Genomic DNA, 26,022 nt, shown 5'->3' with positions numbered 1-26,022 from the left:
TCGGCACATTCAATATCTTCATTGCTTGACCTACCGCTTTCGCGAGCAGGCTCTGCTCCCACAGGTTATGTGTCGTGCACAAATTCTGCGGTTATCTCGGATCATTGTGGGAGCTGGGCTTGCCCGCGAAGGCGTCGGCACATTCAATATCTTCATTGCTTGACCTACCGCTTTCGCGAGCAGGCTCTGCTCCCACAGGTTATGTGTCGTGCACAAATTCTGCGGTTATCCCGGATCATTGTGGGAGCTGGGCTTGCCCGCGAAGGCGTCGGTACATTCAACATCTTCATTGCCTGCCCCACCGCTTTCGCGAGCAAGCTCGCTCCCACAGGTTATGTGTCATGCACAAATTCTGTGGCCATCCCGGATCATTGTAGGAGTGAACCTACTCGCGAAGGCGTCGGCACATTCAATATCTTCATTGCTTGACCCACTGCTTTCGCGAGCAAGCTCTGCTCCTACGGGTTATGTGTCGTGCATAAATTCTGTGGCCATCCCTGATCATTGTGGGAGCTGGGCTCGCCCGCGAAGGCGTCGGCACATTCAATATCTTCATTGCTTGACCCACTGCTTTCGCGAGCAAGCTCTGCTCCTACGGGTTATGTGTCGTGCACAAATTCTGCGGTTATCCCGGATCATTGTGGGAGCTGGGCTTGCTCGCGAAGGCGTCGGCACATTCAACACTTTCAATGCCTGACCCACTGCTTTCGCGAGCAAGCTCTGCTCCTACGGGTTATGTGTCGTGCACAAATTCTGTGGCCATCCCGGATCATTGTAGGAGTGAGCCTGCTCGCGAAGGCGTCGGCACATTCAATATCTTCATTGCTTGACCCACCGCTTTCGCGAGCAGGCTCGCTCCAACAAGTTATGTGTTGTGCACAAATTCTGCGGCCATCCGGGATCATTGTGGGAGTGAGCCTGCTCGCGATGGCGTCGGCACATTCAACCTCTTCACAGCCTGACACCCCGCCGCTATCGCTATTCGGGGCTGGACACTACTGCGGATTGTTCTGACACGTGAGTTGCGAAGCTCTTCACAGATTAGTCGAACGATCCTACCTCTCCCGTCTACTCGTCCTACAGGTGATTTTACGACCGACGTCTACCGTTGAAAAAGGGGAGAAAAGCAAGGCCAGCAGGCCTTGACCTATTCGATTATCGAGACAACACTATACGCAGGCAACGTACAGAACATGGATGCTCTATTTATCGAACTACCTGCGTTTCAGAAGCATCGAGACGATTATCTGGACGATGAGCTGTTTCGCAGCTTCCAGTTGGAATTGCTGAAAAACCCGGAAGCAGGCGACCTCATAGAAGAAACCGGAGGGCTGCGCAAAATTCGTTTTTCCGACCAGCGCAGAAACAAAGGCAAGCGTGGTGGTTTGCGGGTGATCTATTACTGGTGGTCCGGTTACGACCAGTTTTGGCTTTTCACCGTTTACAGCAAGAACGAACAGGACAATCTGACGCCTGCCCAGAAAAAACTTTTCAGACAAACGCTGGATAAAGAACTCAACACGAGAACCCACTATGAAACGTGACATTTTTTCTGAATTGATGGACGGCCTGGAAGCCCTTGCTGACGAGCGCCAAGGCAAAATAACGCTACATACCCACAAAGTTCAGCTGCCGAAACTGGTACCGATTACGGCTGAAGAGGTCGTCGCCATCCGTCAACAACTCAACCTTTCCCGATCAGTATTCGCGATGTATCTGCGCACTAACACCCGCACGCTCGAAAATTGGGAACAAGGACGCGCGACACCTAACGCTCAAGCCACCACCCTCATCCGACTGGTTGAGCGCTTTCCGCAAACCATCGATCAACTCGCAACCTTGAGCTAGACGAAACCTCCCAGTCCACATGACGAAATTGTAATTCCCTCATCACCTTGGCGTTATCCGCAGCTTGCAACGATGTCACCCGGCGACCATGCCGGCGGGCCCTCGCCCGTCGAACAATAAAACTCACGCCGAAGCACGTTCCCGTTCTGCCGAACTCCAGGAGTGACTGATGCTTAACCCTACAAAAATATCGATGGCCGCTTTAACGGTGGCGATCAGCGCCGGATCATCCATGGTAGTGGCGGAGGAAAAAGCCGAAGGCTTTATCGATGGCAGCAGCCTCACCGTCCTCAACCGCAATTACTACTTCAATCGTGATCATCGCAACGGCCAGTCCAGCCCTACTGGCAATGGCTATTCCGAAGCCTGGGCGCACGCAGTGATCAGCAAGTTCGAATCCGGATTCACTCAAGGCACTGTCGGCTTCGGTGTTGATGCGTTTGCCATGATCGGCCTGAAACTCGACACCGGTGACGGCCGTAACGGCGCTCGGAGCTCCTTCGATGTGTTGCCGGTCAACAGCGATGGCCGGGCGCAGGACGAGTACACCAAATTCGGCGGCGCCGCCAAAGTGCGCGCGTTCGATACGATCGTGCGAGTAGGCGATGTGTTCCCTGCCACCCCGGTGGTCGCCGCTGGTGACTCGCGATTGCTGCCCGAGAGCTTCAAAGGCGTGACAGCCATCAACACCAGTATCGAAGGCCTGTCGGTACAGGGTGGTCGACTGCATGCAATGAGCCAACCGACCTCCAGCGACCTCAACGATAACTTCGCCACCTTCTACGCCGGCCCGGTCAATTCCCCGTGGATCGCCTACGGCGGCGGCGATTACGCGCTGAACAAAAACCTCACGTTCAGCCTGTATTCCAGCCGTCTCAAGGACGCTTGGAATCAGTACTACGCCGGCACCGCGTGGACGTATCCATTGGCAGATGACCTGTCATTGTTCGGCGACCTCAACTACTACAAGGCCGTCGACGAAGGCAAACAACTGCTCGGCGAATTCGACAACAACATCTGGAGCGGCCGCGTCGGCGTCAAACTCGGCGCCCACTCCGTCGCCCTCTCCCACCAGCGCAACAACGGCAACGACGACTTCGATTACCTGCGCCAGTCCGACTCGATCTTCCTTGACAACTCCATCCAGTACAGCGACTTCAACTCGCCCAAAGAACGTTCCTGGATGGTGCGCTATGACCTCGACATGACCCCGTACGGCGTGCCGGGTCTGTCGTTCATGACCCGTTACGGTCGCGGCACCGATGCTGATTATTCCAACGCCAACGCGGTGTACATGCGCCGCGACGCGGAGGGTAATCCGCTCACCGATCAGAAGCGCTGGGAGCGCGATGTTGAAGTCAAATACGTGGTGCAAAGCGGCTCGATGAAAGACCTGTCACTGCGTTTGCGTCAGGCCACGACCCGCGCCACAGCGTTCGAGTCCGATCTGGAAGAAGTGCGGGTGATCGTCGAATACCCGCTGGCGATTCTGTGAATTTCATGAGCGATCAGATTCACCTTTAGAAGCTCCTTGCTCCTTTGGAAAGAGGTGAATTTTTTGGCGTCCTTCGGGGCGCCTTTTTTTACTCTGTGAAACACGAAAAACCTGTAGGAGCTGCCGAAGGCTGCGATCTTTTGATCTTGAAAGACACAACCAAAAGGTCGCAGCCTGCGGTAGCTCCTACAAGTTTTGGCGATAAACCGGTTATCTGTTGAGCGAATTTGATCTAAGAAAACTGCATCACCCTGTCAGGTCTGACAGGTTACACCGCCAGTCTTTACCGCTAGCGTTAACCCGCCGGGCATCCTATCGATGCCACCCATCTGGCAGGGAGATTCACTGATATGGCCGTCGCCACCTCCATCATCGCTTACATACGTTTCACGGCCAGACGCAACGGCGGTTCGCTATGAGTGAGCAACCGCAGCAACAGTCAACGATGCAGATCAACACTCCCTCCCTGCCCAAAATGGGCGGAGCCATTCAAAGCATCGGCAAGGGTTGGGGCGGCGTCGGCACCACCGGCGCGGCATCGCTTGAATTGCCCCTGCCGATTTCCCCCGGCCGTGGTTTTGCCCCGGCGCTTGGGCTGGGTTACAGCAGTGATGTCGGCAACGGCCCGTTCGGCATCGGCTGGCACCTGACGGCCAACGCCATCACCTTGCGCACAACCAAGGGGGTTCCGGCCTACACCGGCAACGATATTGTCACCGGCCCCGGCGGCGATATGTGGATGCCCGAGCGCAGTGACGGTGACGGCAGCGTCATCTCCAGAAACGTCATGCGCTACAACGGCATCGATCTGGGCGTACAGCATAAGGTGGTGCGCTATTGGCCGAGAGTTGAAGGGGCTTTCAGCCTCATCGAGCACTGGTCAACCGCCACCGACGCAAGCGGATTCTTTTTGATTCACGGTGCCGATGGCAGCCTGCTTATCTACGGCAAAACTCCCGACTCACGCCGAGCCGACCCGGCCGATCCATTGCGCGTCGGCGCGTGGATGATCGACGAAAGCCTCAACACGCGCGGCGAGCACATCGTCTACCAATACAAAGCGGAAACTGACGCCCCCGCCCCGCCGCAACTGCGCGACTACCGTGCGCAGCGCTACCTCAAATGCGTGTATTACGGCAACGCCAAGGCCCATCCGCACCTGTACGCCTGGGTCACCGACAGCTGGAAAGCCGAGCAATGGCACTTCCATTTACTGTTCGATTACGGCGAACGCAGCACTACCCTGGAAACCGCCCCCACCTACGCAGAAACACAACCGTGGCCCGTACGCAGCGATCGCTTCTGGAATTACAGCTACGGCTTTGAACTGGGCACCCAGCGCCTGTGCCGGCAAGTGCTCATGTTTCATCACTTCCCCAAAGAACTCGGCGATACGCCCGTGCTGGTGCAGCGCCTGTTGCTGGAGCACCGGGCCAACCCGCTCGGCTACAACCATCTGACCGCCGCGCACATTCAAGCGTATGACGCACTCGGTCAGGTCGAAAGTCGCCCGCCCATGGAGTTCGGCTACAACGCTTGCGAGCTCGACCCCAAACATCCGGGCTGGACACAGTTTCCCGACATGCCCGGACTCAATGACGGCCAGTTCTATCAACTGGTCGACTTGTATGGCGAAGGCCTGCCGGGGGTGCTGTGTCGTTATGATCAAGCGTGGTATTACCGCGAACCATTGCGCTGCGACAGTGGCGGCGACGACGTCTGCTACAGCGACTGGAAACGGCTGGAAAACATTCCGGTGGCCGACAGCAGCAAAGCGATTCACCAATCGCTGACCGACCTGACGGGCGACGGCAAGCTCGACTGGGTGATCGCCATGCCCGGAATGCACGGCTTTTTCACCCTTGGCCCGGATCGCGACTGGTCAAACTACGTACCCTTCAAGGCGTTCCCCAACGAATTCCTGCATTCAATGTCACGCCTGACTGATCTGGTCGGCGACGGCCTCAGCGACCTCGCACTGATCGGCACCAACAGCGTGCGTCTGTATGCCAATCGCCGCGAGCACGGGTTCGCCGACGGCGTCGACGTGCCTCATCGTTATAAATTGCCCGACGGTGACGACGATGAGCTGCCGTCATTGCTGCATACGCAAACCGAAGTGGTCGCGTTCGCCGACCTGCTCGGCAGTGGCCAGCAGCATCTGGTGCGCATCCGCCACAACGAAGTCAAAGTCTGGCCGAATCTGGGGCGCGGGCGCTTCGGCAAAGGTTTCGTGCTGTGCGCGCTGCCGTTCACCTACAGCGAGTTCAATGCGGCACAGGTTCTGTTGGCCGATCTCGACGGCTCCGGCGCGGCGGATCTGATCTACCTGGAACCCAAGCGTCTGCGTGTGTTCATGAACCACGCCGGTAGTGGATTCGAGCAAAGCAGTGTCGACCTGCCGTGGCCCGAAGGCGTGCTTTACGACCGACTTACCCAGGTCAGCACCGCCGACCTGCAAGGGCTGGGTTGCTCAAGCCTGATCGTGACGGTGCCGTACATGGCCCCTCGACACTGGCGCTACGATTTCGTCAAAGCCAAGCCGTATCTGGTCAACCGCACCTGCAACAACATGGGTTCCAGCAGCGGCGTGACCTACCGCAGTTCGGCGCAGGAATGGCTGGATGAAAAAAACCAGCAACACGCGGCGGGCATCGAAAACCCGATCTCCCAATTGCCCATGGCGTTGCATGTGGTCAAGCAGCAGACCCAGCACGATGAGATCACCGGCAACACGCTGACGCAGGGTTTCAGTTATCGCGGCGGTTATTACGACCGCTTCGAGCGCGAGTTCCGTGGCTTTCGCCTGCTCACGCAGACCGATACCGAAGCGACGCAAGCTGAACGCGCAACCGCCGGTTTCACCGCACCGATCCTGAGCAAAACCTGGTTCCACACCGGCGAGGATATCGACCCTTCCCGCGACGGTTATTACACGGGCGACCCGTCTGCGGTAGCCCTGCAACCCACGCTGCTACACGATCACGCGGCGCAACCCATCGAGTCACCAGACGAAGACCTCCAGCGCGAAATAGCTCGCTGTCTGAGCGGCAGAGTCCTGCGCTCGGAGGTCTACGCCGCAGACGACGATCCCGCCACTGCCGTGCCTTACGCTGTTCAGGAAAGCCGCGTCGCCGTGCGCGTGTTGCGGCCCAAAGGTGAGCACAATCCTTACGCGGTGGTGCAGCCGCTTGACCTGGAATCGATCAGTTATCAATACGAGCCAGACATCGCCGATGACCCGCTATGTCAGCACACACTGAACCTGGAATGGGATGAGTACGGCAGCGTCATTCATGGCTTTACCGTGCACTACGCACGGCGCAAAACCTTGAGCGATACACCGCCGTTCAGCGACGAATATCACCAAACCTGGTGGAAGGATGCCCACGACGATGCCCAACAAAAGTGGTACCTGACGCAAACCAAAGCGCTGCACCTTCACCTGCCAAATCCAGAAGCCTGGCGCCTTGGCCTGCCCTATCAGGCGCGCGGCAACGCACTGGTGCTCGACAAATCGGCACTCACCGCCGCCAACATCACCCATGAGTATTTTCTGCGACAAAGCGCCGACGACGGCGCGTGGGCGAAACAATCAGTGCTCACAGGCTTGTCGATGCAGCTCTACATGAACCCCGTCAACAACCTGCCCTTTGCACCCGGCCAAGCGACGTTCGAAGGTTTGCCCGCGCACATAGAAACGGCGGAGCTGGATGCCATCGCCCTTAGCGCCTACGACAAACTCAAGGACGCCGAGGGCAACATGCCCTTCAACCTGAAAGAAAAACTCGAGTCACCGGAAGTCGGTTACCACATCATGGATCTGTTCCTGCCTGAAGTGAAAAACACCCCACCGACCGATCCGGACGATGCAAAAAATTACCTGTGGTCGGTGCGCAAAGGCTTCCCCACCTATCACGCGCTGGATGGTTTTTTTAACATCCAGAAGTATCGCGAAACCCTTAGCCACGGTGAGACCCAGGTCTTTTACGACGACTATTGGTGCCTGACCAATGCCGTCACCCTGCCCGATGGCTGCACGACCCGCACGCTCGATGTGGATTACCGGAGCTTTCTGCCGGCCGCCATCGAAGACGCCAACCGCAATATTCAGGAGGCGCGTTACGACGCATTAGGCCAAGTGTTGGTCACCAGTTTCCACGGCACGGAATTAGGCCTGCCGGTGGGTTTTGATCGACTGGAAACCTACGTCCCGCCTCCCGACCGCCACCCGGCGATTGCCATTGCCGACCCGAAAAAAGCCATCGGCAATTTCGCCAGTGTCAGCTTCAGCGATCCTTTCAGCTGGATGGGCCATGTCTCACGCACCTCACCGCCCTCCCCTGAATGGCAGGCATGGGCCAGACGTGAAGGATTCATCCTGCCCGGCGGCCACTTCTGCGACAGAGCGCGGCAGCATCTTGCCGCCGTGCAAACCCCAGACGCAAACGAGAAAATCCTCAAGGAACAACTCGACGCGGCCCACCGCGAACCGATCCATGCCGTCGCGATGTTGGCTGACCGCTACCCCGGTGATCCGGAGATGCAAGTGCGGGTCAGCATCGCCTGCTGGGACGGCTTCGGTCGGTCGCTGCAAACCAAACAGGAAGTCGAGCCAGGCAAGTCGTGGCAGGTCGGGGAAAACGGTGAATTAATCCTCGACTCCGACGGCAAGCCTGTCGAGGCCGATGTGCCACGCCGCTGGCGTGTCAGCGAGCCGGTCGAGTACAACAACAAGGGCGAAAAAGTACGCATCTACCGACCCTACTTTGCCGATCAACCGCGCTACATCAACGATCATTCAATGCGCGTGCATGCCTTCCATGATCAGCAGTTTTACGATGCGGCCGGTCGCCAGACCGAAACCATACTGGCGAAAAACATGCTCCAGGGTATTCCGCCGCAAATGAAGCCGTTACGGCGGGAGACGTGGTACTGGATCTGGTGCAACGTGGCGTTTGATGAAAACGATTTGTTTGAGCCGCCGCCGGAACAACCGCGCAAGAAGTTTCCATTCATATGAGTTCAGGGATTGATGCTTTTACCCCGAATCTCACTGCCACCGATAGCCGTGGTTTGCCAGTACGGCAGATTGCCTATTGGCGGCAGGATGTCAGCCAGCGTGAAGCGCGAGCCACGATTCAGCAGCATGACGCTGTTGGTCGCCTGGTGGCGCAACAGGATCCGCGACTGTTGGTGCATGCTTCGGCACCGGCCAATCTTGTGTCGATTTATTCGCTGTCCGGGAAGGTATTGAGCACGGTCAGTGTGGATGCCGGCTGGCGGCTCAGCTTGTCGGGTGAAGCGGATCAAGCGTTGTTGGGATGGGATGGTCGGGGGAGTCAGCGCTGGACGGAGTATGACGACCAAATCCGGCCAATCGCGGCGTTTGAGCACGCAGTTGATGCTGGTTTTTTGTGTGCCGAGCGTTTTGCCTATGGCGACGACGATCCGGCATTTTCCGCGCGAAACCAGTGCGGGCAACTGATTCGCCACGACGATCCCTCAGGTACGCAATTGTTCGAACAGTTCGGTTTGGCGGGTGAGGTGTTACAGCAGACACGCCATTTTTTGCAGACGCTGAAGTCCCCCGACTGGCCGGCGTCCGTTTCCGAGCGAGACACGTTGCTTGAGCCCGGTGCCGGATTCACGGCCCGCGCACGTTTTAACCCGCTGGGCGAGGCCATCGAACAAACAGACGCCAAAGGTAACCGGCAGATGATCAGCCACGCTGTCGACGGCCTGTTGCGCGAGGTTCGTTGGCAACTGGCAAAGGACGTCGCGCCGAAGGTATTGGTCAGCGCCATTCAGTACAACGCCCACGGTCAGACTGAGCGGGAAACGGCCGGCAATGGCGTGATCACCTCGCTGGAATACGCCGCGCAGAGTGGTCGCCTGACACGACTTCAGGCCAAACGTGGCAACGACGCTTTGCAAGATTTGCGCTATGGCTACGACCCGGTAGGCAACGTAGTCAGCATTGAAGACGCCGCTCTGCCCATTCGCTACTTTGCCAATCAGCAGATCGAACCGATCAACCGTTACGTTTACAACAGCCTCTATCAGTTGATCAAAGCGACGGGATGGGAGGCTGGCGGTTCTGATCAAGGCCCGGCATTTTCGCGGTTTGACGATCCGGCATCGTGTGCCAATTATTCGCAAACCTACCGCTATGACCATGGCGGTAACTTGCTGGAACTGACGCATGACGGGCCGCAAGGTCACGGTCATCGACTGGTGGCGGCTGCGCAGAGCAATCGGTGTTTGCCGGTGATCAATGGCATGGAACCGAGCGAAGAGGACTTTCGCAACAGCTTTGATAACAGCGGCAATTTGCTCAACCTGCAACCGGGGCAATCTCTACGCTGGGATCTGCGCAACCAATTGCGCGAAGTCAGCCCCGTGGCGAATGACCGTGAGCGTTACGTTTACGGCGCCGACGGTATGCGCGTTCGTAAAGTGCGCTCTACACAGACCAACGCCCGAACGCTGATTTCGGAAGTTCGTTATCTGCCAGGTCTGGAACTGCGCACCCACAGCGGCACGGGGGAAGCGTTGCAGGTGATCACCGTTCAAGCCGGACGCAGCAGCGTGAGGGTTTTGCATTGGGAATCCGAGCCACCCAAAGACATCGCCAACGATCAATATCGCTACAGCCTTAATGATTATCTCGGTTCCTGCGCGCTCGAGCTGGACAGCTCAGGCGACATCATCAGCCAGGAGCGCTATCACCCGTTTGGCACGACCGCATGGTTTGCCGGGCGCAGCGAAATCGAAGCGGGTTACAAAACCATGCGTTATTCGGGGCAAGAGCGGGATGCCACGGGGCTTTATTATTATGGGTTCAGGTATTACGTGCCGTGGTTGCAGCGCTGGCTTAATCCTGATCCGGCGGGATACATAGATGATTTAAATATGTACAAAATGGTAAGAAACAATCCTATTGCAATGGTAGATCATCAAGGCCTTCAACCGGAATACGTCGATCACGGTCATGTATGGGCCCGCGATAAATGGGACAAGGCTATTGCTGACAGGTGGCCAGTCAGGGTAAGAACGATCGCCCCTGGAATGATCTACGTGAGTATTGCTGCGCCCGAGAAGACTTTGGCTTCTATGGGTATCAATTTGGAAAGGCAAGCATTGACTTTACGTAAAATTGACTATCTTTCGATAGATTGCAGTTATCAAAGTAAACTTGCAGGTAAAGATTCGCTACTTCCCCTGAAGGCCATGACTCCGAGTGATATCCACGCCGCAACGGGTACAGGAAATTCTCAAAATATAGCTTTCATAAATGGTGCCTTTTTTAACATGTTAAACAGGGTCAGCGCTTCCGCCCCCGAACATGCCACCATCGGAAAGAGTATTATTGATGGACGGCACATGCCGGAATTGCCTATCCCCCGAGCCTATGCGGACAAATATACCTCAGTTACCATGAGCGACGGGTCGATGTTTCATTCAGCACCACAACTATCGGGTAGCGGCAGACAGTTGTTCACAAGCGACGAACTTCTAGAACCAAGATTTAAATTTGATCCCGACGACAATCTTCCAGGAAATCTTGGTCACGCGGGCGATCCCAACTCAAGATCAGCGATCAGTTTCGCGGGAACTGGCTCAACAAACCCAAGGACTCGATTGATCCTCGGGCGAGTCCCCGGAGGGAAGGAGTACGACGTTGCAGGCTACACCCTAACTGAATGGGCGCACGTCACTAATAGACTGGATTCATTGAATTCTGTTCCAGGAAGATCAGTAAATTTGGATGGCGGCGCCTCAACAGTTTTAGGTGCAATCAATCGTGACCGTGGCTTTATGGCCGACTTAAAAACAGCTCGCGACCTACAAAGAGGCATGGCTAACTTCTTGGTGTTTTACAAATAGCTATTGTGTAAAGCCCCAACATGCGCGCCACTCTTTAAGCTGTAGCAATACTCCATTGATCGATAGATTTCCGAGTGTTCTTTACGTTCGTATTATTTAGATGTGGCGCACTTCAATAAGGGTAAACGATGAGCATCGATTCAGTTACCCCAAACGTCGTAGTAAATGACAGTCGTGGCTTGCTGGTGCACCAGATTGCGTATTGGCGCCAGGATCTTAACGAGCCTGAGGCGAGGGTGACGATTCAGCAGCATGATGCAGCTGGTCGTCTGGTGGCGCAGCGGGATCCGCGGTTGATGGCGGATGCTTCGGCACCGGCCAATCTTGTGTCGATCTATTCGTTGTCCGGGAAAGTATTGAGCAGTCTCAGCGTCGATGCCGGGTGGCAAGTCAGTTTATTGGGTGGGGCCGATCAGACTGTGTCGGGATGGGATGGTCGGGGGCGTCAGCGCAGGACGGAATATGACGATCAGGTTCGACCGCTGGCGGTGTTTGAGCAGGGGGTTGATGGCGAGTTGTTGTGTACCGAGCGTTTTGACTATGGCGACGACGATCCGGCATTTTCCGCGCGTAACCAGTGCGGACAACTGATTCGCCACGATGATGCGGCGGGTACACAGCTGTTCGAACAGTTCGGTTTGGCGGGTGAGGTGTTACAGCAGACACGCCATTTTTTGCAGACGCTGGAATCACCCGACTGGCCGGAGCCCTTTGCCGAGCGTGACACGTTGCTTGAACCCGGTGCCGGATTCACGGCCCGCGCACGGTTTAACCCGCTGGGCGAGGCCATCGAACAAACAGACGCCAAAGGTAACCGGCAGATGATCAGCCACACCGTTGACGGCCCGTTGCGCGAGGTTCGTTTGCAACTGGCAAAGGACGTCGCGCCGAAGGTATTGGTCAGCGCCATCCAGTACAACGCTCACGGTCAGACTGAGCGGGAAACGGCCGGCAACGGCGTGATCACCTCGCTGGAATACGCCGCGCAGAGTGGTCGCCTGACACGACTTCAGGCCAAACGTGGCAGCAACGCTCTGCAAGATTTGCGTTACGTCTACGACCCGGTCGGCAACGTGCTCAGCATTGAAGACGCTGCCCTGCCCGTTCGCTACTGTGCTAATCAGCGGGTTGAGCCGGTTAATCGCTACGTTTACGACAGCCTCTATCATCTGATCAACGCGACAGGATGGGAGGCTGGCGGTTCTAATCAAGGCCCGACATTTTCGAGGTTTGACGATCCGGCGTCGTGCGCCAACTATTCGCAATCCTACCGCTATGACCGTGGCGGAAACCTGCTGGAACTGACGCATGACGGGCCGCAGAGTCACGGTCATCGACTGGTGGCGGCTGCGCAGAGTAATCGGTGTTTGCCGGTGCTCAATGGCGTGGAACCGAGCGAAGGGGACTTTCGCAACAGCTTTGATAGCAGCGGCAATTTGCTCAACCTGCAACCGGGGCAATCTCTACGCTGGGATCTGCGCAACCAATTGCGCGAAGTCAGCCCCGTGGCGAATGACCGTGAGCGTTACGTTTACGGCGCCGACGGTATGCGCATTCGTAAAGTGCGCTCTGTGCAAACTAACGCCCGAACGCTGATTTCGGAAGTTCGTTATCTGCCAGGTCTGGAACTGCACACCCACAGCGGAACGGGGGAAGCGTTGCAGGTGATCACCGTTCAAGCCGGAAGAAGCAGCTTGCGGGTTTTGCATTGGGAATCCGAGCCACCCAAAAACATTTCGAACGATCAATATCGTTACAGCCTTAATGATCATCTCGGTTCCTGCGCGCTCGAACTGGACAGCTCAGGCGACATCATCAGCCAGGAGCGCTATCACCCGTTTGGCACGACCGCATGGTTTGCCGGGCGCAGCGAAATCGAAGCGGGTTACAAAACCATGCGTTATTCGGGGCAAGAGCGAGATGCCACGGGGCTTTATTATTATGGTTTCAGGTATTACGCGCCGTGGTTGCAGCGATGGCTGAATCCGGATCCAGCAAAAACAGTTGACGGGCTGAATCTTTATTTATTCGCAAAGAGCAATCCCTCCAGCGGGTATGACTATCAGGGAATGGTATATATCGGAAAAGGCGACGATATTGAAAACGAGGTACTCAAAGAAGGATCCTATTCAATCAAATACAGAGGAAACAGTGACGCGCTTAAATCAGACAATACAGAGTTCGCGCAAACGAATGAAGCCGCGATGGAACTGAGCATTCATCTTATACAAAGAAGCATCAACGAGTTAGAGGCAAAACAAACACAAAAGCTAACTCGTTTTTTAAGAGGAAAAAATGCAAAAGACCACCCAAATTATTTAATCAAAGAAACGGCAAATACAGCTCTAAACATCTACAGGACTACACATCAAGAAGCACTCCGGTACCAGAAAACAGGAGATCGACACGACCAAATCGTGTACCTGGCAGGCGAGTCGGATCAATTGAAACCTAGTGCACTCACCAACCCCCGAGATCCACATGGACGAATTTTCGTGACAGAAGAGTTTGCGCAGAGGAACATAATCGGAAAGGCCTTTACTTTCATCCACGAGCTAACTCATCTTGCCGAAGATACACCGGATCATTTCCCCTACCCTGTCCACCTCAGTAAATTTGTTTCAAACAAAGAAGCACAGCTTGAGATCGCCAACCTGAAAAAAGTGTCTGACAGCGTTCATAACATTAAAAGAAATGACTTCAACACCCTTGAAGATTTTGAGCCTCACCAGATAACTAATGCCGACACATTAGCAATGTATCCACTTCTACAACTGAAAGACTCCGAAGTTAAACGCATCCTCGAAAAACCCACTTTTTCTCATAGTGGCAAGCCAACGATAATTCAAACCATCAAGAAGAACCTGAAACTGTAAACTACCGATTCGATTTTCAATCACCTCAACCTTAGTATGCCGCGCCTCCCGGCCTTGTCGTCGGCTGTACTAACGTCTTGTTACTACAGAAGCTGCAATCTGACTGCAGTTGAAGTCTGGTAGCAAGGCTGCTCGCGAATGTTTCGCACAGGCGACATCTTCATCGCCTGACGCATAGCCATCGCGAGCAGGCTCACTCCTACAGGGGTTACGCGGTGGGATCGACGTTATCCAGTGCCTTGTTTACCGCCAATTCACCGAGCATGACCAATTGCGCAATACCCAGCAGGGTCTTTCGATGCGTGCCTTCGAGCATGGCTGCGAAGTCGCCGAGCATGACGGTGGCGGAGGCGAGGGATTCGCAGGCGTTGGCCAGCAGGGATTCGGTGTCGGCTTTGGGATTGACGTAGAACATGTCGTTTGGCGTGTAGGGCGTGGACATGATCTGGGCCGCAGGATTGAGGTAGAAATCGAGCGCGCGTTCGGCGGCGGCGTGGAGCTTTTTGGTGTCGACGGCGGCGTAGGGGGATGTTGAATGCGTGTCCGGAACGGGATCGGTTTCGGGCGGGTTTGGTGTTGGTTTTATCATGATGTTTTTCTCCTTCGGAACATTGAAGCTGCCCCATTCGGTTCCACGCGAAGGGGTGGCAGCTGTACGCAGGTTGGAACCCGGGGAACGGAGAAACCCGGCAGACTCGAAAGTCTCCCGCGCACAGCCGCCATAACAAGCTGCACACCATGAAAGTGCGCAAGCATACGTCATGAAAGACGCGATGGCGCTGATACGTTCTCCGGGGTTCCAATCCCGATCGCTGAATTGGCAGCGACCGACACAGGCTAGAGGGCCGACGTCCGACGGACAACCTGAAAACAGTGTGGGAAGGTTCGACTTTTCCCAAACAGGTTTTAAACATCACGAATTGAAATACGCACCGTGATTGTGAAATCCGTCCCTGTAGGAGCTGCCGAAGGCTGCGATCTTTTGATCCTGGTTTTTAAGATCAAAAGATCGCAGCCTTCGGCAGCTCCTACAGGGGATTGTGGTTTTTTTCAGGTTCCGCCGTTGCGACACACGCCCGCCACGCTGTATTTGATTGTGTTGAGCTGTCCCTTCGAATCTTCGTATGTCATCGCCGTCGGCACCACTGCGCAGGCCGCTTCGGGCTTGACCACGCTCACCACTTTGACCACGTCGAGCTTCATCCCGTACGCGTAATCCTTCACCACCGGCGGCGCTTTGCCTTGGCTGGCGGCGTACTGTTCCATGGCTTTGGTGTTGGCGCTGAGCGCGCGTTCGAAGGTGCGATCACCGCCACCCTCGGCCAGTGCATTCACCGACACTGCCATCGCTGCAGCGAACGCCATCCGTTTAAAAATCTTCATGTCCATTGCCTCATCGAAAAGCCCGGCATCGGCAGTCGATGACAGGCTTGCTCATTTTCCGAACGCTTACAGCGCTTTGGTTTTCTCGTCTTTTTTCTCGTTCAACACGACAGGGTCGCGGGCCTGTTCCTTGGCGACGAAGAGTTCGACGGAGCGGTCGTTGGCGGCCATCATTTTTTCGAAAGTGCGGTCACCGCCACCTTCGGCCATGACCAGGGAAGACACCGCGAGCGCGGCTGCGAAGGCACTGAGTTGGGCAAGTTTCATGGTTGATTCCTCGTTTAAGTAGCTGACGGGATCAAGGTAACAAGGTGAACCTTTCGTGACGGTGGCGGGGAAATTACAGATCCGTTATCTGCCGAAACAGCCTTTTAAGTCCGCACACAAAACCAATGTGGGAGCGGGCTTGCTCGCGAATGCGGTGTGTCATTCAAATAATGTTTTGACTGATACACCGCTTTCGCGAGCAAGCCCGCTCCCACAGGGGGATTACCTATTTAGTTGGAACGTCGTCCTCATCCCGGCGATGCGCGAGCTGGTAGAGAGCCGGCAAGATCAGCAGTGTGAGGATGGTCGAGGAGAGGATCCCGCCGATCACCACGGTCGCCAGCGGACGCTGCACTTCAGCACCGGTGCCAGTCGCGAGCGCCATTGGAATGAACCCCAGCGACGCCACCAGCGCTGTCATCAACACTGGCCGCAAGCGTGTCAGTGCGCCTTCGTTAATGGCATCGGAAAGCGAACGCCCCTCCTCGCGCAAATTACGAATAAACGCGATCATCACCAACCCGTTCAACACCGCCACACCCGACAACGCGATAAACCCCACCCCCGCCGAAATCGACAGCGGAATATCCCGCAGCCACAGCGCCATCACGCCGCCGGTCAGCGCAAACGGGATCCCGGTAAACACCAGCAGACCATCCTTCAGATTTTTGAACATCATGAACAACAACCCAAACACCAACAGCAACGCCACCGGCACGACAATCTGCAAACGCTTGGCCGCCGATTGCAGTTGTTCGAACTGCCCGCCCCAACTCGTCCAGTAACCAGCGGGCACCTGCACGTCACGCTCAATCACTGCGCCGGCTTCGCTGACAAACGAACCGATGTCACGCCCACGCACGTTGGCGCTGACGATCACCAGGCGTTTACCGTTTTCGCGGCTGACCTGATTCGGGCCGAGCACCAGGTCAAGGCTGGCGACTTCCTTGAGGGCGATAAAACCAATCTGACTTGCCGAGCCGTTCACTGAAGGCACCGGAATCAGCAGCGCCGAGAGCCCGTCGATGTCCTTGCGCATCGCATCGGACAAACGCACAACCATGTCGAAACGCCGATCGCCCTCATACAAAATCCCCGCCTGACGCCCACCCACCGCAACGGCGATCGTGTCCTGCACATCCCCCACATTCAGCCCATAACGCGCCGCTTTATCGCGATCAATATTGATGGTCAGCACCGGCAAGCCAGTGGTTTGCTCGACTTTGACTTCAGACGCGCCGTTGACCTTTTGCATCGCTGCGGCAATTTTCGCGGCGGTGGCATTGAGCACGTCCATGTCATCGCCAAACACCTTCACTGCGACATCGCTGCGTACGCCGGAAATCAGTTCGTTGAAGCGCAACTGAATCGGCTGCGACAGCTCATAGTTGCTGCCCGGCAAGGTCGCGGCAGCGGCTTGCAACTCGGCCATCAAGGTTTCGCGCGACTTGCGCGGATCCGGCCACTGCTCTTTCGGCTTGAGCATCACGTAGCTGTCGGAGATGTTCGGCGGCATCGGATCGGAAGCGATTTCGGCAGTACCGGTACGGGCAAAGACGCGTTCGACTTCCGGCACTTTCGCCAGAATCACCCTCTCCAGTCGCTGCTGCATGTCCACCGATTGCGTCAGGCTGGTGCCCGGCACGCGCAGCGCTTGCAGGGCAAAATCCCCTTCGCTGAGGCTCGGCACAAACTCGCTGCCCATGCGACTGGTGAGCACGCCGCTGAGCACGATCACGGCCAACGCAGCGCTCACCGCGACAGCGCGATGACTCATCCCCCAGGCCAGCGCCGGCGCATAAACGCGGCGTGCACCGCGCATCACCGCGCCCTCTTCTTCCTTGACTTTGCCGGTCACGAACAACGCAATCGCCGCCGGCACAAAGGTCACCGACAACAGCATCGCGCCAAGCAAAGCGATGACCACGGTGAACGCCATCGGATGGAACATTTTCCCTTCGACGCCGCTCAACGCGAAGATCGGCAGGTACACGACCATGATAATCAACTGCCCGAAAATCAGCGGTCGCCGCGCTTCTTTCGCCGCCGCAAACACTTCCTTGAAACGCTCGGCGCGCGTCAATAAACGCCCATGATGCTGCTGCGCATGGGCCAATCGCCGCAGGGTGTTTTCAACGATTACCACCGCACCGTCGACAATAATCCCGAAGTCCAGTGCGCCGAGACTCATCAGGTTGGCGCTGACTTTGTTGCTGAACATCCCGGTGAAGGTGAACAGCATCGACAGCGGAATCACCATCGCAGTAATCAGCGCCGCGCGGATATTACCGAGGAACAAAAACAGAATCGCGATCACCAGAATCGCGCCTTCAATTAGGTTCTTTTTCACCGTGGCGATGGCTTTTTCGACCAGGTGTGTACGGTCGTAAACCGGCACGGCTATCACGCCTTCCGGCAGTGATTTATTGATCTGTTCAAGCTTGCTGGCCACCGCTTGCGAGACCGTTCGACTGTTCTCGCCGATCAGCATGAACACCGTGCCGAGCACCACTTCGCGACCGTTTTCCGTGGCCGCCCCGCTGCGCAGTTCACGACCAATTTCTACCGTCGCCACGTTCTTCACGCGGATCGGCGTGCCGTCGACATTGGCCATGACGATATTGGCGATGTCCTCGGTGCTCGCCACTTGCCCCGGTGCGCGAATCAGCAATTGCTCGCCGCTGCGCTCGATGTACCCGGCGCCGACGTTGGCGTTGTTGCGCTCCAGCGCGGTGACCAGATCAGTGAGCGTCAACTTGTACGCCGCCAGCCGTTTCGGATCCGGCGCGATCTGATATTCCTTGGCGAAACTGCCGATGGTGTTGATCTCGGCCACACCCGGCACGTTGCGCAATTGCGGCTTGATGATCCAGTCCTGAATCACCCGCAAATCGGTCGGCGTGTAGCTTGTGCCATCGTCCTTGAGCGCGCCCTCCTTGGCTTCAACCGTCCACAGAAAAATCTCGCCGAGCCCGGTGGAAATCGGCCCCATCATCGCTTCCGCGCCTTCGGGCAATTGCTCCTTGGCGATCTGCAAACGCTCGTTGACCAACTGACGGGCAAAGAACAGGTCGGTGCCGTCCTTGAAGATCACCGTCACCTGCGACAGGCCCGAACGCGACAGCGAACGGGTCTGTTCCAGTGCCGGCAAACCGGCCATTGCCGTTTCAATCGGGAAGGTGATGCGCTGCTCGGTTTCCAGTGGCGAGAACCCGGCAGCGCCGGTGTTGATCTGTACCTGGACGTTGGTGATGTCGGGCACGGCGTCGATCGGCAGTTTTTGATAACTGGCGATGCCGAGGCCGGCCATAAGCAGAACGGCGAGCAGGACGATGATGCGCTGCTCGATGGCAAACTGGATCAGGCGTTCGAACATGGGATTCTTCCGGATCAGTGGCTATGCTCGGCTGAGGCTTTGCCCAGTTCCGATTTGAGGACGAAGCTGCCGGCGCTGGCGACTTGCGCGCCCGGCTCCAGCCCTTGGGTGATTTCCACCTGGCCGGCTGCGCGACTGCCCAACTCCACCGGGCGCGCTTCGAAACCATCGTCGGTGCGCACGAACACCGTGGGTTTGTCCTCGACGGTCTGGATTGCGGTTTCCGGTACGGCGACTTTCGCTTCGCGGCTTTCGGTAGCGACCAGCGCGGTGACGAACAGACCGGGGCGCCATGAGCCTTGCGGGTTTTCCAGGGTCACGCGAACGGTTGCAGTGCGGGTTTGTTCGCCGAGCAAACTGCCAACATAAGCCACGCTGCCGACGACTTCCGCGTTCAATTCCGGCGCACTGACGGTGACCGCTTTACCCACTTGCACCTTGGTCAAATCCTTCGGTGAAACGCCGAACGTCACCCACACCCGCGACAAATCCGAGAGCGTGAACGCTGCCGTGGTTTCATCGACCACTTCGCCAGGCGTCAGGTGTTTTTCCACCACGACACCGTCGAACGGCGCGCGCAGTTCATAGCGATTGCCGCCGGTGGCGACCACGCTGCCGCTGAGCACGCTGATCTTTTGCCGCGCATTGCTTACGGCGATTTCGGCTTCTTGCAGAGCCTGACGCGCCTGGAGGAAATCCTGCTCGGCGGAGATCTTGTCCTGCCAGAGTTTTTTCTCCCGTTCATAGGTCGTGCGCGCCAATGCCAAACGCCGTTGCGCCGCCGCTTGTTCGCTGCGCTGATCGGAGATCTGCTGACTGGCGATCACCGCGAGCAGCTGGCCCTTCTTCACCGTCTGCCCGAGGTTGACCGAGACCGCCTCGACCACCCCCGGCACACGCGGCACCACATGAGCGGTGCGGTCTTCGTCGAAACGCACTTCGCCGGGGAACGGCAAGCCGAGGCTGATGTTTTGCGGTTTCGCTTCAGCCAATTGAATGCCGGCAGCGGTGATTTGCTCGGCGCTCAATTCGATGTGCCCTTCTTCGCCATGCTCAGCCGCAGCGCCTTCTTCAGCGTGATCGGCGTGATCCGCCGCTTCATCGGCATGCGCGTCGATGGAGGCAGTGCCCGACCACATCGAGCCCACACCAATGCCCAACGCCAATGTCGCCGCAGCGACCACAATCAATTTTTTATCCATGGAAACTCCTCTGCGCCGTGCCATCGCGCAGTGCTCAAAAAGATGAAATTCAAGGGCTGACGGCGAGCTCGCCGAAGATCCGTTCGATGCGTACGCGGGCGTCGGTGGCTTCGCTGACGGCCTGGATGTATTGGCTGCGCGCGGCGATCAGCGTGCGCTGCGCATCGAGCACATCGAGGAAGCCGAACTTGCCCATTTCAAAGCCGCGCGTGGCGCTGTCGACCGCACGTTGCGCGGCGGGCAGGATGGTCTGGTTGAACGCTTTGACTTCACCGTTAGCGGTCTGCCATTGCTCGAGACTGGTCTGGATTTCAGTGCGCAAACGCAGTTCGGTAGCGTTGCGCAGATCCCGTGCCTGATCGGTGCGACGCGCGGCGGCGAGCACGTTGCCTTGATTGCGATTGAACAGCGGAATCGGCATCGACAGCCCGACCACGTTGACCCGTTCGCGCTCCGTTTCGCTGTATTGGCTGCCCACGCTCACGGTCAGATCGGGGATGCGCTGGGACTTCTCCAATCCCAATGAGGCTTCGCGCTGATCGATCTGCAACCTGGCCAGACGCAGTTCAGCGGTCTCGTTCAGACGCTCGAGTAATCTTGTCGGCGGTGGAACAGCCATCAGGCTTTTCGTCGGTGCCTGCACCTTGGTCGATGCCGGCAAAGGCGCGCCCATCACCTGCGCCAATTGTTGGTAAGCGTTGGCCTGATCGCGCTCGGCGCGGCTCACTTCAAGACGTACTTCCGAGAGCTGCACTTGCGCCCGCGTGCCTTCAACCGGCGACGATTTACCGGCCTCAATGCGCCCGTCAGCCACGCGCAAACCCTTTTCGGCGAGTTGCAGCGATTGTCGAGACAGATCCAGGCGTTGCTGTGCGGTTTGCGCACTGTTGAATGCTTGAATCACATCGGCGCGCAAGGCATTGCGCTTGCGCTCCAGCTCGATACCGGCGGCGTCCTGCGCGCGGCTGGCGACGTCGATCCGTGCACCGCGTTTACCGCCCAGTTCAATCGGTTGGCTGAGCATGATCGTCGTGGTGCGCGAATCGCGGCGAGTGTCTTCGGCCTCCCAGGAAACTTCGGGATTGGGGATCAAACCAGCCTGCACACGATCGCCTTCAGCAATGCCGATTTCCCACTGCGCGGCGGCCAGATCGGGGTTACCGGCGAAGGCGCTTTGCAGGGCTTGATCCAGCGTCAGCGTCGAGGCATTCGCCAGGCTGGCACTGGCCAGTAACAGCAGGCCGCCGAGTGTTTTTTGCAGGCGTGATCGCGCCGTCAGTTCAATTAAACCGGGCAATGGCAGACTTCCTTTATTCAAGAATCTTTGATGCCGCCACGGTAGGGTTTTGAACTTATCGACAAGGTGACTGGAACATTACAAATCCGTTATCCACGGTTTGAACTAGTTGTTTTGTTCTAGGATGCGAAGTGCGAACGCTGTTGTCGTAATACATGGAAAAAAATGCGGGTTAGATATCTGCTGAACAGCACTTGTGTAGATCAATGTCATGGGGGTTTTGCAGTTTGTGCTGCGACAGGCTGTCGCAGAGCGCCGTTTTAAAGCGCTTGGCGGTTGACCCTGTAGCCACTACAACCTTTATTGTGCGACTTCCCCTCACCCCAGCCCTCTCCCGGAGGTAGAGGGAGCCGATCGAGTTGTCTGGCGTTATTTATCGACCTGTTACATCAAGCCGATTATGGATTCATCAAAGCTTTTTCACGTCGGCGTAGTTCTGAAATATCCCCCATTCAATCCCCTCTCCCTCCGGGAGAGGACTAGGGTGAGGGCCCTTTTAAATTAAATACCCATTAAATATAAGTGGTGAAAGATCATGCGAATCCTTGTCGTCGAGGACGAGCTCAAAGCTGCCGAATACTTGCATCAGGGATTGACCGAAAGTGGATATGTGGTGGATCACGCCGCCACCGGCGCCGATGGTTTGCACCTGGCGCAACAACAGGCCTATGACCTGATTATTCTCGATGTGAACCTGCCCGAACTGGACGGCTGGGGCGTGCTGGAACAACTGCGCAAAACCCACGCCACGCGGGTGATGATGCTCACCGCGCGGGGACGTCTGGCCGACAAGATTCGCGGCCTCGATCTGGGTGCCGATGACTATCTGGTCAAACCGTTCGAATTCCCCGAACTGCTCGCGCGGGTACGCACCTTGATGCGTCGCAGCGAAAACATTCCGCTGCCGCAGGTGCTGAAAGTCGCCGATCTGGAACTCGACCCGGGCCGCCATCGCGCATTCCGTGGCGAGCAACGCATCGACCTGACCACCAAGGAATTCGCCCTGCTGCACCTGCTGATGCGCCAGTCCGGCGAAGTGCTGACGCGTACGCAAATCATCTCGCTGGTGTGGGACATGAATTTCGACTGCGACACCAATGTGGTCGAAGTGTCGATCCGCCGCTTGCGCGCAAAAATCGACGACCCGTTCGACAGCAAACTGATCCACACCCTGCGCGGTGTCGGCTACGTGCTGGAGGCGCGCGAATGAAACCGGCCAGCCTGTCGATGCGCCTCGGTTTGACGGTGAGTATTCTCGGCGCGCTGCTGGTGGTGTTTCTGGCGATCCTTGCCTATTTCGCCCTGACCCATGAGCTGAATGCGCTTTCCAGAGACAGTCTGGAAAAGAAGATGCAACAGGTCGAGCACAGCCTGTCGTTGTACGTCGACGCCAATGAAATCAGCGGTAAACCACATATTTTGCTCGATCAGGTGATGGGCCATGACAACCTCACGCTGACCATTTACGACCGCCTCAATCAACGCTCGCCGCTGCTCAAATCCGGCTCGGGACTGGCCGAGCCACGGGTTGAATTGAAGGCGGTTCGCGCCACCACAGATCAGTTGACCTACAGCGACAGCACCGACGCTGACGGCAAGAAATTCCTCACTGCCTCGAAACTGATTCGTCTCAAGGACGGCAACAGCGTGCCCGTGCTGCTGTCGGTGGATAACGCCCACGATGAGGCGTTGCTCAGCGCCTACTTGCGCTCGACGCTGATTGCCTTGCCGCTGTTGCTGGTGTTCATCGGCCTCACGGCGTGGGGCGCGGTGCAGCGCGGACTGGCACCGATGCGCGAGTTTCGCAAGGTCGCGGCGATGGTCTCGACCCAGGATCTGGATCATCGCCTGTCGGTGGTGAACATGCCGCAGGAGTTGAGTGAACTGGCGCAAGGCATCAACTTCATGCTGCATCGACTGGACGCCGGGGTACAGCAGCTGTCGCAGTTCTCCGACGATCTGGCGCATGAATTGCGCACGCCGATCAACAACCTGATGGGCAAGGCGCAAGTGACGCTCTCACGCGAACGCAGCGTGGAGGAATACAAGGATGTGCTGGTGTCGTGCACCGAAGAACTGGAGCGCGTGGCGCGGATTGTTTCCGACATGTTGTTTCTGGCGCAAGTGAGTCATCCGTCAGCGCTGGCGCCGTTTGAATCGGTGGCGCTGGAGGTTGAAGTGACGAAGGTGGCGGAGATGTTTTCGCTGTCGGCGCAGGACAAGGGCATTCATTTGAACGTGGTCGGGAGCGCGACGGTGCTGGGTGATCGGCTGATGATTCAGCGGGCGATTTCGAATTTGTTGTCGAATGCTTTGCGGCACTGCCCGAACGGGAAAACCGTCACGTTGTTGATAGAACAAGGTGCGACGCAGACGTCGTTGCTAGTGAGCAATCCCGGCGCCGGGATCGAAGAGGCGCATTTGCCGTATCTGTTTGACCGCTTCTACCGCGTTGATAGCAGCCGCTCGAGATCGCAGGGCAGCACCGGGTTGGGGTTGGCGATCGTGCGCTCGATCATGAGCCTGCATCAGGGGGTGGCGGAGGTGAAGAGCTTGCCGGGGGTGATGACGGTGTTCCGCCTGGGCTTCCCCACCACCGAATCCTCCCTGTAGGAGTTGCCGCAGGCTGCGATCTTTGCTCTTTTTTTTTAGATCAAGATCAAAAGATCGCAGCCTGCGGCAGCGCCTACATAGATTTTCGGAGGTCGTGTCGGTCGATATTTTCGTACGACTTTTTACCGGTTTGCTCCCGTCCCTACGCAAACACCGAAAGCTCTCGCCGCAACCTCCGTTTTGTCCTACAGCCAGATTTGAGTAGGTAGTTCTATGGTGGTGGCCTTGGCAGATGGAATATCGACGAGAGGCAACAAATGAACAGGGATATCGTTTGCGAATGGGCTGAAGAAGTCTATGAATTGGCAGTGCTGAAATATTCTGGCTATATTTGTCCAGAATACAGGGGTGAGCCGATGATCATCGTTCCGCTGGCTGAAGCAAAAAACAATTTATCCAAACTCGTCGATGATGCCGCTGCTGGCAAAGTCATTACGATTGCCAAGCATGGCCGAGCGATGGCTCGCCTCGTTCCCGTAGGAAAACCCAGCGCACAGCGAATTGGCGCAATGAAAGGCAAACTGGTGTTGCCCGACGATTTCGACTCACCATTGCCCGATGACATGCTTGATGCATTTGAGGGCACTCAAGCATGAGGCTTCTGCTCGACACGCACATTTTGCTCTGGACGCTCAGTGATGACGCGAGACTGTCCGGCAAAGCCAGAAAACTGATTGAGAACGCTGCCGATGTCTACATCAGCGCCGCCACCTTTTGGGAAATGGCGATCAAGGTCGGGCTCGGCAAGCTGAATGTTGATCTGGAAGAAGTCCGCCAATCTTGCCTTGATAGCGGCTTCATCGAACTGCCGGTGACTGCAGAACACGCCATCGCCGTGAAGGATCTTGAGCACCATCACCGGGATCCGTTTGACCGCATTATCGTGGCCACAGCAATGACCGAACCGATGAAGTTGCTCACGGCTGATCCTTCGGTTGCTCGGTACACCGACCTGGCTGTTTTGGTTTGACCTGATACCCCAGAAGCCTCAGGGCAGATGGCCTGCAAGCGATAGCGGTGGGTCAGTTGATTTCGATGGTGAATGGTAGGCCGCAATCGCTTGCAGGCAAGCTCCCACAGTAATTTGCGGCGTGCGCGGAGTCTGTGGTCACCGCAGAAAAATGTGGGAGCCAGCCTGCTGGCGATGGCGGTGGGTCAGTCAATTTTGATGTTGGATGGTAGGCCGCAATCGCTTGCAGGCAAGCTCCCACAGTAATTTGCGGCGTGCGCGGAGTCTGTGGTCACCGCAGAAAAATGTGGGAGCCAGCCTGCTGGCGAAAGCGGTGGGTCAGTCAATTTTGATGTTGGATGGTAGGCCGCAATCGCTTGCAGGCAAGCTCCCACAGTGATTTGCGGCGTGCGCGGAGTCTGTGGTCATCGCAGAAAAATGTGGGAGCCAGCCTGCCGGCGAAAGCGGTGGGCCAGTCAATTTTGATGTTGGATGGTAGACCGCATTCGCGAGCAAGCCCGCTCCCACAGTGGTTTGTGGCGTACCCAAATTTTGTGAACACTGCAAAAACCTGTGGGAGCCGGCTTGCTCGCGAATGCGGTGGGTAAGTTGATTTCGTTGTTGAATGTGAGGCCGCTTTCGCGAGCAAGCTCAGCTCCTACAAAAGCAAGATCAACAGATCGCAGTCTTCGGCAGCTCCTACATGGAATCGCGTTGAACCCAATTAGGCCGAGTGTCAGCTCGCCTGCTTTTGATCTTAGAGCCCGTCGGGAGGCTGAGTGGAGGGATTCATACGGGGAAAGCATCGAGAGGAGGTGCAGCGAAG

At 56.8% G+C, this 26,022-nt stretch carries 16 protein-coding genes; 10 read left to right on the top strand and 6 right to left on the bottom strand.

Translation table 11 applies throughout. The annotated features are described in order from the left end of the window. Positions 1-1,193: 1,193 nt before the first annotated feature. The 6 genes from ACIOMO_RS08675 to ACIOMO_RS08650 all read left to right on the top strand — a co-directional run bounded on the left by ACIOMO_RS08675 (position 1,194) and on the right by ACIOMO_RS08650 (position 14,109). Positions 1,194-1,544 carry a toxin gene (locus tag ACIOMO_RS08675; protein ID WP_400646987.1) on the top strand — a complete coding sequence of 117 codons (351 nt, stop codon included), beginning with the start codon at positions 1,194-1,196 and terminating at the stop codon, positions 1,542-1,544. Then, a complete protein-coding gene (locus ACIOMO_RS08670) occupies positions 1,534-1,848 on the top strand; it encodes a DNA-binding transcriptional regulator (protein ID WP_282357488.1) in 315 nt (104 codons plus the stop codon). Before ACIOMO_RS08675 ends, ACIOMO_RS08670 begins: the two co-directional genes overlap by 11 nt. Positions 1,849-2,017: 169 nt before the next feature. Then, positions 2,018-3,343: an OprD family porin gene (locus ACIOMO_RS08665; RefSeq protein WP_401239959.1), complete on the top strand. Its 1,326-nt coding sequence runs from the start codon at positions 2,018-2,020 to the stop codon at positions 3,341-3,343. A 415-nt stretch (positions 3,344-3,758) separates the two neighbouring features. Next, positions 3,759-8,366: a SpvB/TcaC N-terminal domain-containing protein gene (locus tag ACIOMO_RS08660; RefSeq protein WP_401239957.1), complete on the top strand. Its 4,608-nt coding sequence runs from the start codon at positions 3,759-3,761 to the stop codon at positions 8,364-8,366. After that, positions 8,363-11,233, top strand: coding sequence for an RHS repeat-associated core domain-containing protein (locus tag ACIOMO_RS08655; RefSeq protein ID WP_401239954.1), 2,871 nt, complete (start codon positions 8,363-8,365; stop codon positions 11,231-11,233). Before ACIOMO_RS08660 ends, ACIOMO_RS08655 begins: the two co-directional genes overlap by 4 nt. A 128-nt stretch (positions 11,234-11,361) precedes the next feature. Beyond that, positions 11,362-14,109: an RHS repeat domain-containing protein gene (locus ACIOMO_RS08650; RefSeq protein ID WP_401239951.1), complete on the top strand. Its 2,748-nt coding sequence runs from the start codon at positions 11,362-11,364 to the stop codon at positions 14,107-14,109. Between the two features lie 208 nt (positions 14,110-14,317). Here the strand turns inward: ACIOMO_RS08650 and ACIOMO_RS08645 are convergent, their stop codons facing one another. The 6 genes from ACIOMO_RS08645 to ACIOMO_RS08620 all read right to left on the bottom strand — a co-directional run bounded on the left by ACIOMO_RS08645 (position 14,318) and on the right by ACIOMO_RS08620 (position 21,634). Beyond that, complete coding sequence (locus ACIOMO_RS08645) at positions 14,318-14,698, bottom strand: DUF6124 family protein (RefSeq protein ID WP_401239948.1); 381 nt, start codon at positions 14,696-14,698, stop codon at positions 14,318-14,320. A 461-nt stretch (positions 14,699-15,159) separates the two neighbouring features. Further along, positions 15,160-15,492, bottom strand: a complete 333-nt coding sequence (locus tag ACIOMO_RS08640) for a DUF2790 domain-containing protein (protein WP_212551201.1) — start codon at positions 15,490-15,492, stop codon at positions 15,160-15,162. A gap of 66 nt (positions 15,493-15,558) precedes the next feature. Further along, complete coding sequence (locus ACIOMO_RS08635) at positions 15,559-15,759, bottom strand: co-regulatory protein PtrA N-terminal domain-containing protein (RefSeq protein ID WP_212551202.1); 201 nt, start codon at positions 15,757-15,759, stop codon at positions 15,559-15,561. 226 nt (positions 15,760-15,985) lie between these two features. Then, positions 15,986-19,135 carry a CusA/CzcA family heavy metal efflux RND transporter gene (locus ACIOMO_RS08630; protein ID WP_401239944.1) on the bottom strand — a complete coding sequence of 1,050 codons (3,150 nt, stop codon included), beginning with the start codon at positions 19,133-19,135 and terminating at the stop codon, positions 15,986-15,988. 14 nt (positions 19,136-19,149) lie between these two features. Then, the gene (locus tag ACIOMO_RS08625) at positions 19,150-20,337 is read right to left on the bottom strand and encodes an efflux RND transporter periplasmic adaptor subunit (RefSeq protein WP_401239941.1); all 1,188 of its coding nucleotides are present in this window, start codon (positions 20,335-20,337) and stop codon (positions 19,150-19,152) included. Positions 20,338-20,386: 49 nt separating this feature from the next. After that, on the bottom strand, positions 20,387-21,634 hold the full coding sequence (locus tag ACIOMO_RS08620; protein ID WP_401239939.1) for a TolC family protein: 1,248 nt from the start codon (positions 21,632-21,634) through the stop codon (positions 20,387-20,389). Positions 21,635-22,169: 535 nt separating this feature from the next. Between ACIOMO_RS08620 and ACIOMO_RS08615 the strand changes: the two genes are divergently transcribed. The 4 genes from ACIOMO_RS08615 (at position 22,170) to ACIOMO_RS08600 (ending at position 25,217) form a co-directional block, all read left to right on the top strand. Continuing rightward, complete coding sequence (locus ACIOMO_RS08615; RefSeq protein WP_053121655.1) at positions 22,170-22,844, top strand: heavy metal response regulator transcription factor; 675 nt, start codon at positions 22,170-22,172, stop codon at positions 22,842-22,844. Further along, a complete protein-coding gene (locus ACIOMO_RS08610) occupies positions 22,841-24,247 on the top strand; it encodes a heavy metal sensor histidine kinase (protein WP_401239936.1) in 1,407 nt (468 codons plus the stop codon). The genes ACIOMO_RS08615 and ACIOMO_RS08610 overlap by 4 nt, the downstream gene beginning before the upstream one ends. Positions 24,248-24,504: 257 nt before the next feature. Continuing rightward, entirely contained in the window at positions 24,505-24,843 is a 339-nt protein-coding gene (locus ACIOMO_RS08605; RefSeq protein ID WP_256671872.1) for a type II toxin-antitoxin system Phd/YefM family antitoxin, read from the top strand. Continuing rightward, positions 24,840-25,217: a type II toxin-antitoxin system VapC family toxin gene (locus ACIOMO_RS08600; RefSeq protein WP_401239934.1), complete on the top strand. Its 378-nt coding sequence runs from the start codon at positions 24,840-24,842 to the stop codon at positions 25,215-25,217. Before ACIOMO_RS08605 ends, ACIOMO_RS08600 begins: the two co-directional genes overlap by 4 nt. Positions 25,218-26,022: the final 805 nt, after the last annotated feature.

Source organism: Pseudomonas sp. NPDC087804, from assembly GCF_044742965.1.
GTDB classification, from domain to species: Bacteria; Pseudomonadota; Gammaproteobacteria; order Pseudomonadales; family Pseudomonadaceae; genus Aquipseudomonas; species Aquipseudomonas rustica.
Note: the sequence above shows the minus strand (reverse complement) of the source record. Positions and strands in the feature narration are given on the sequence as shown.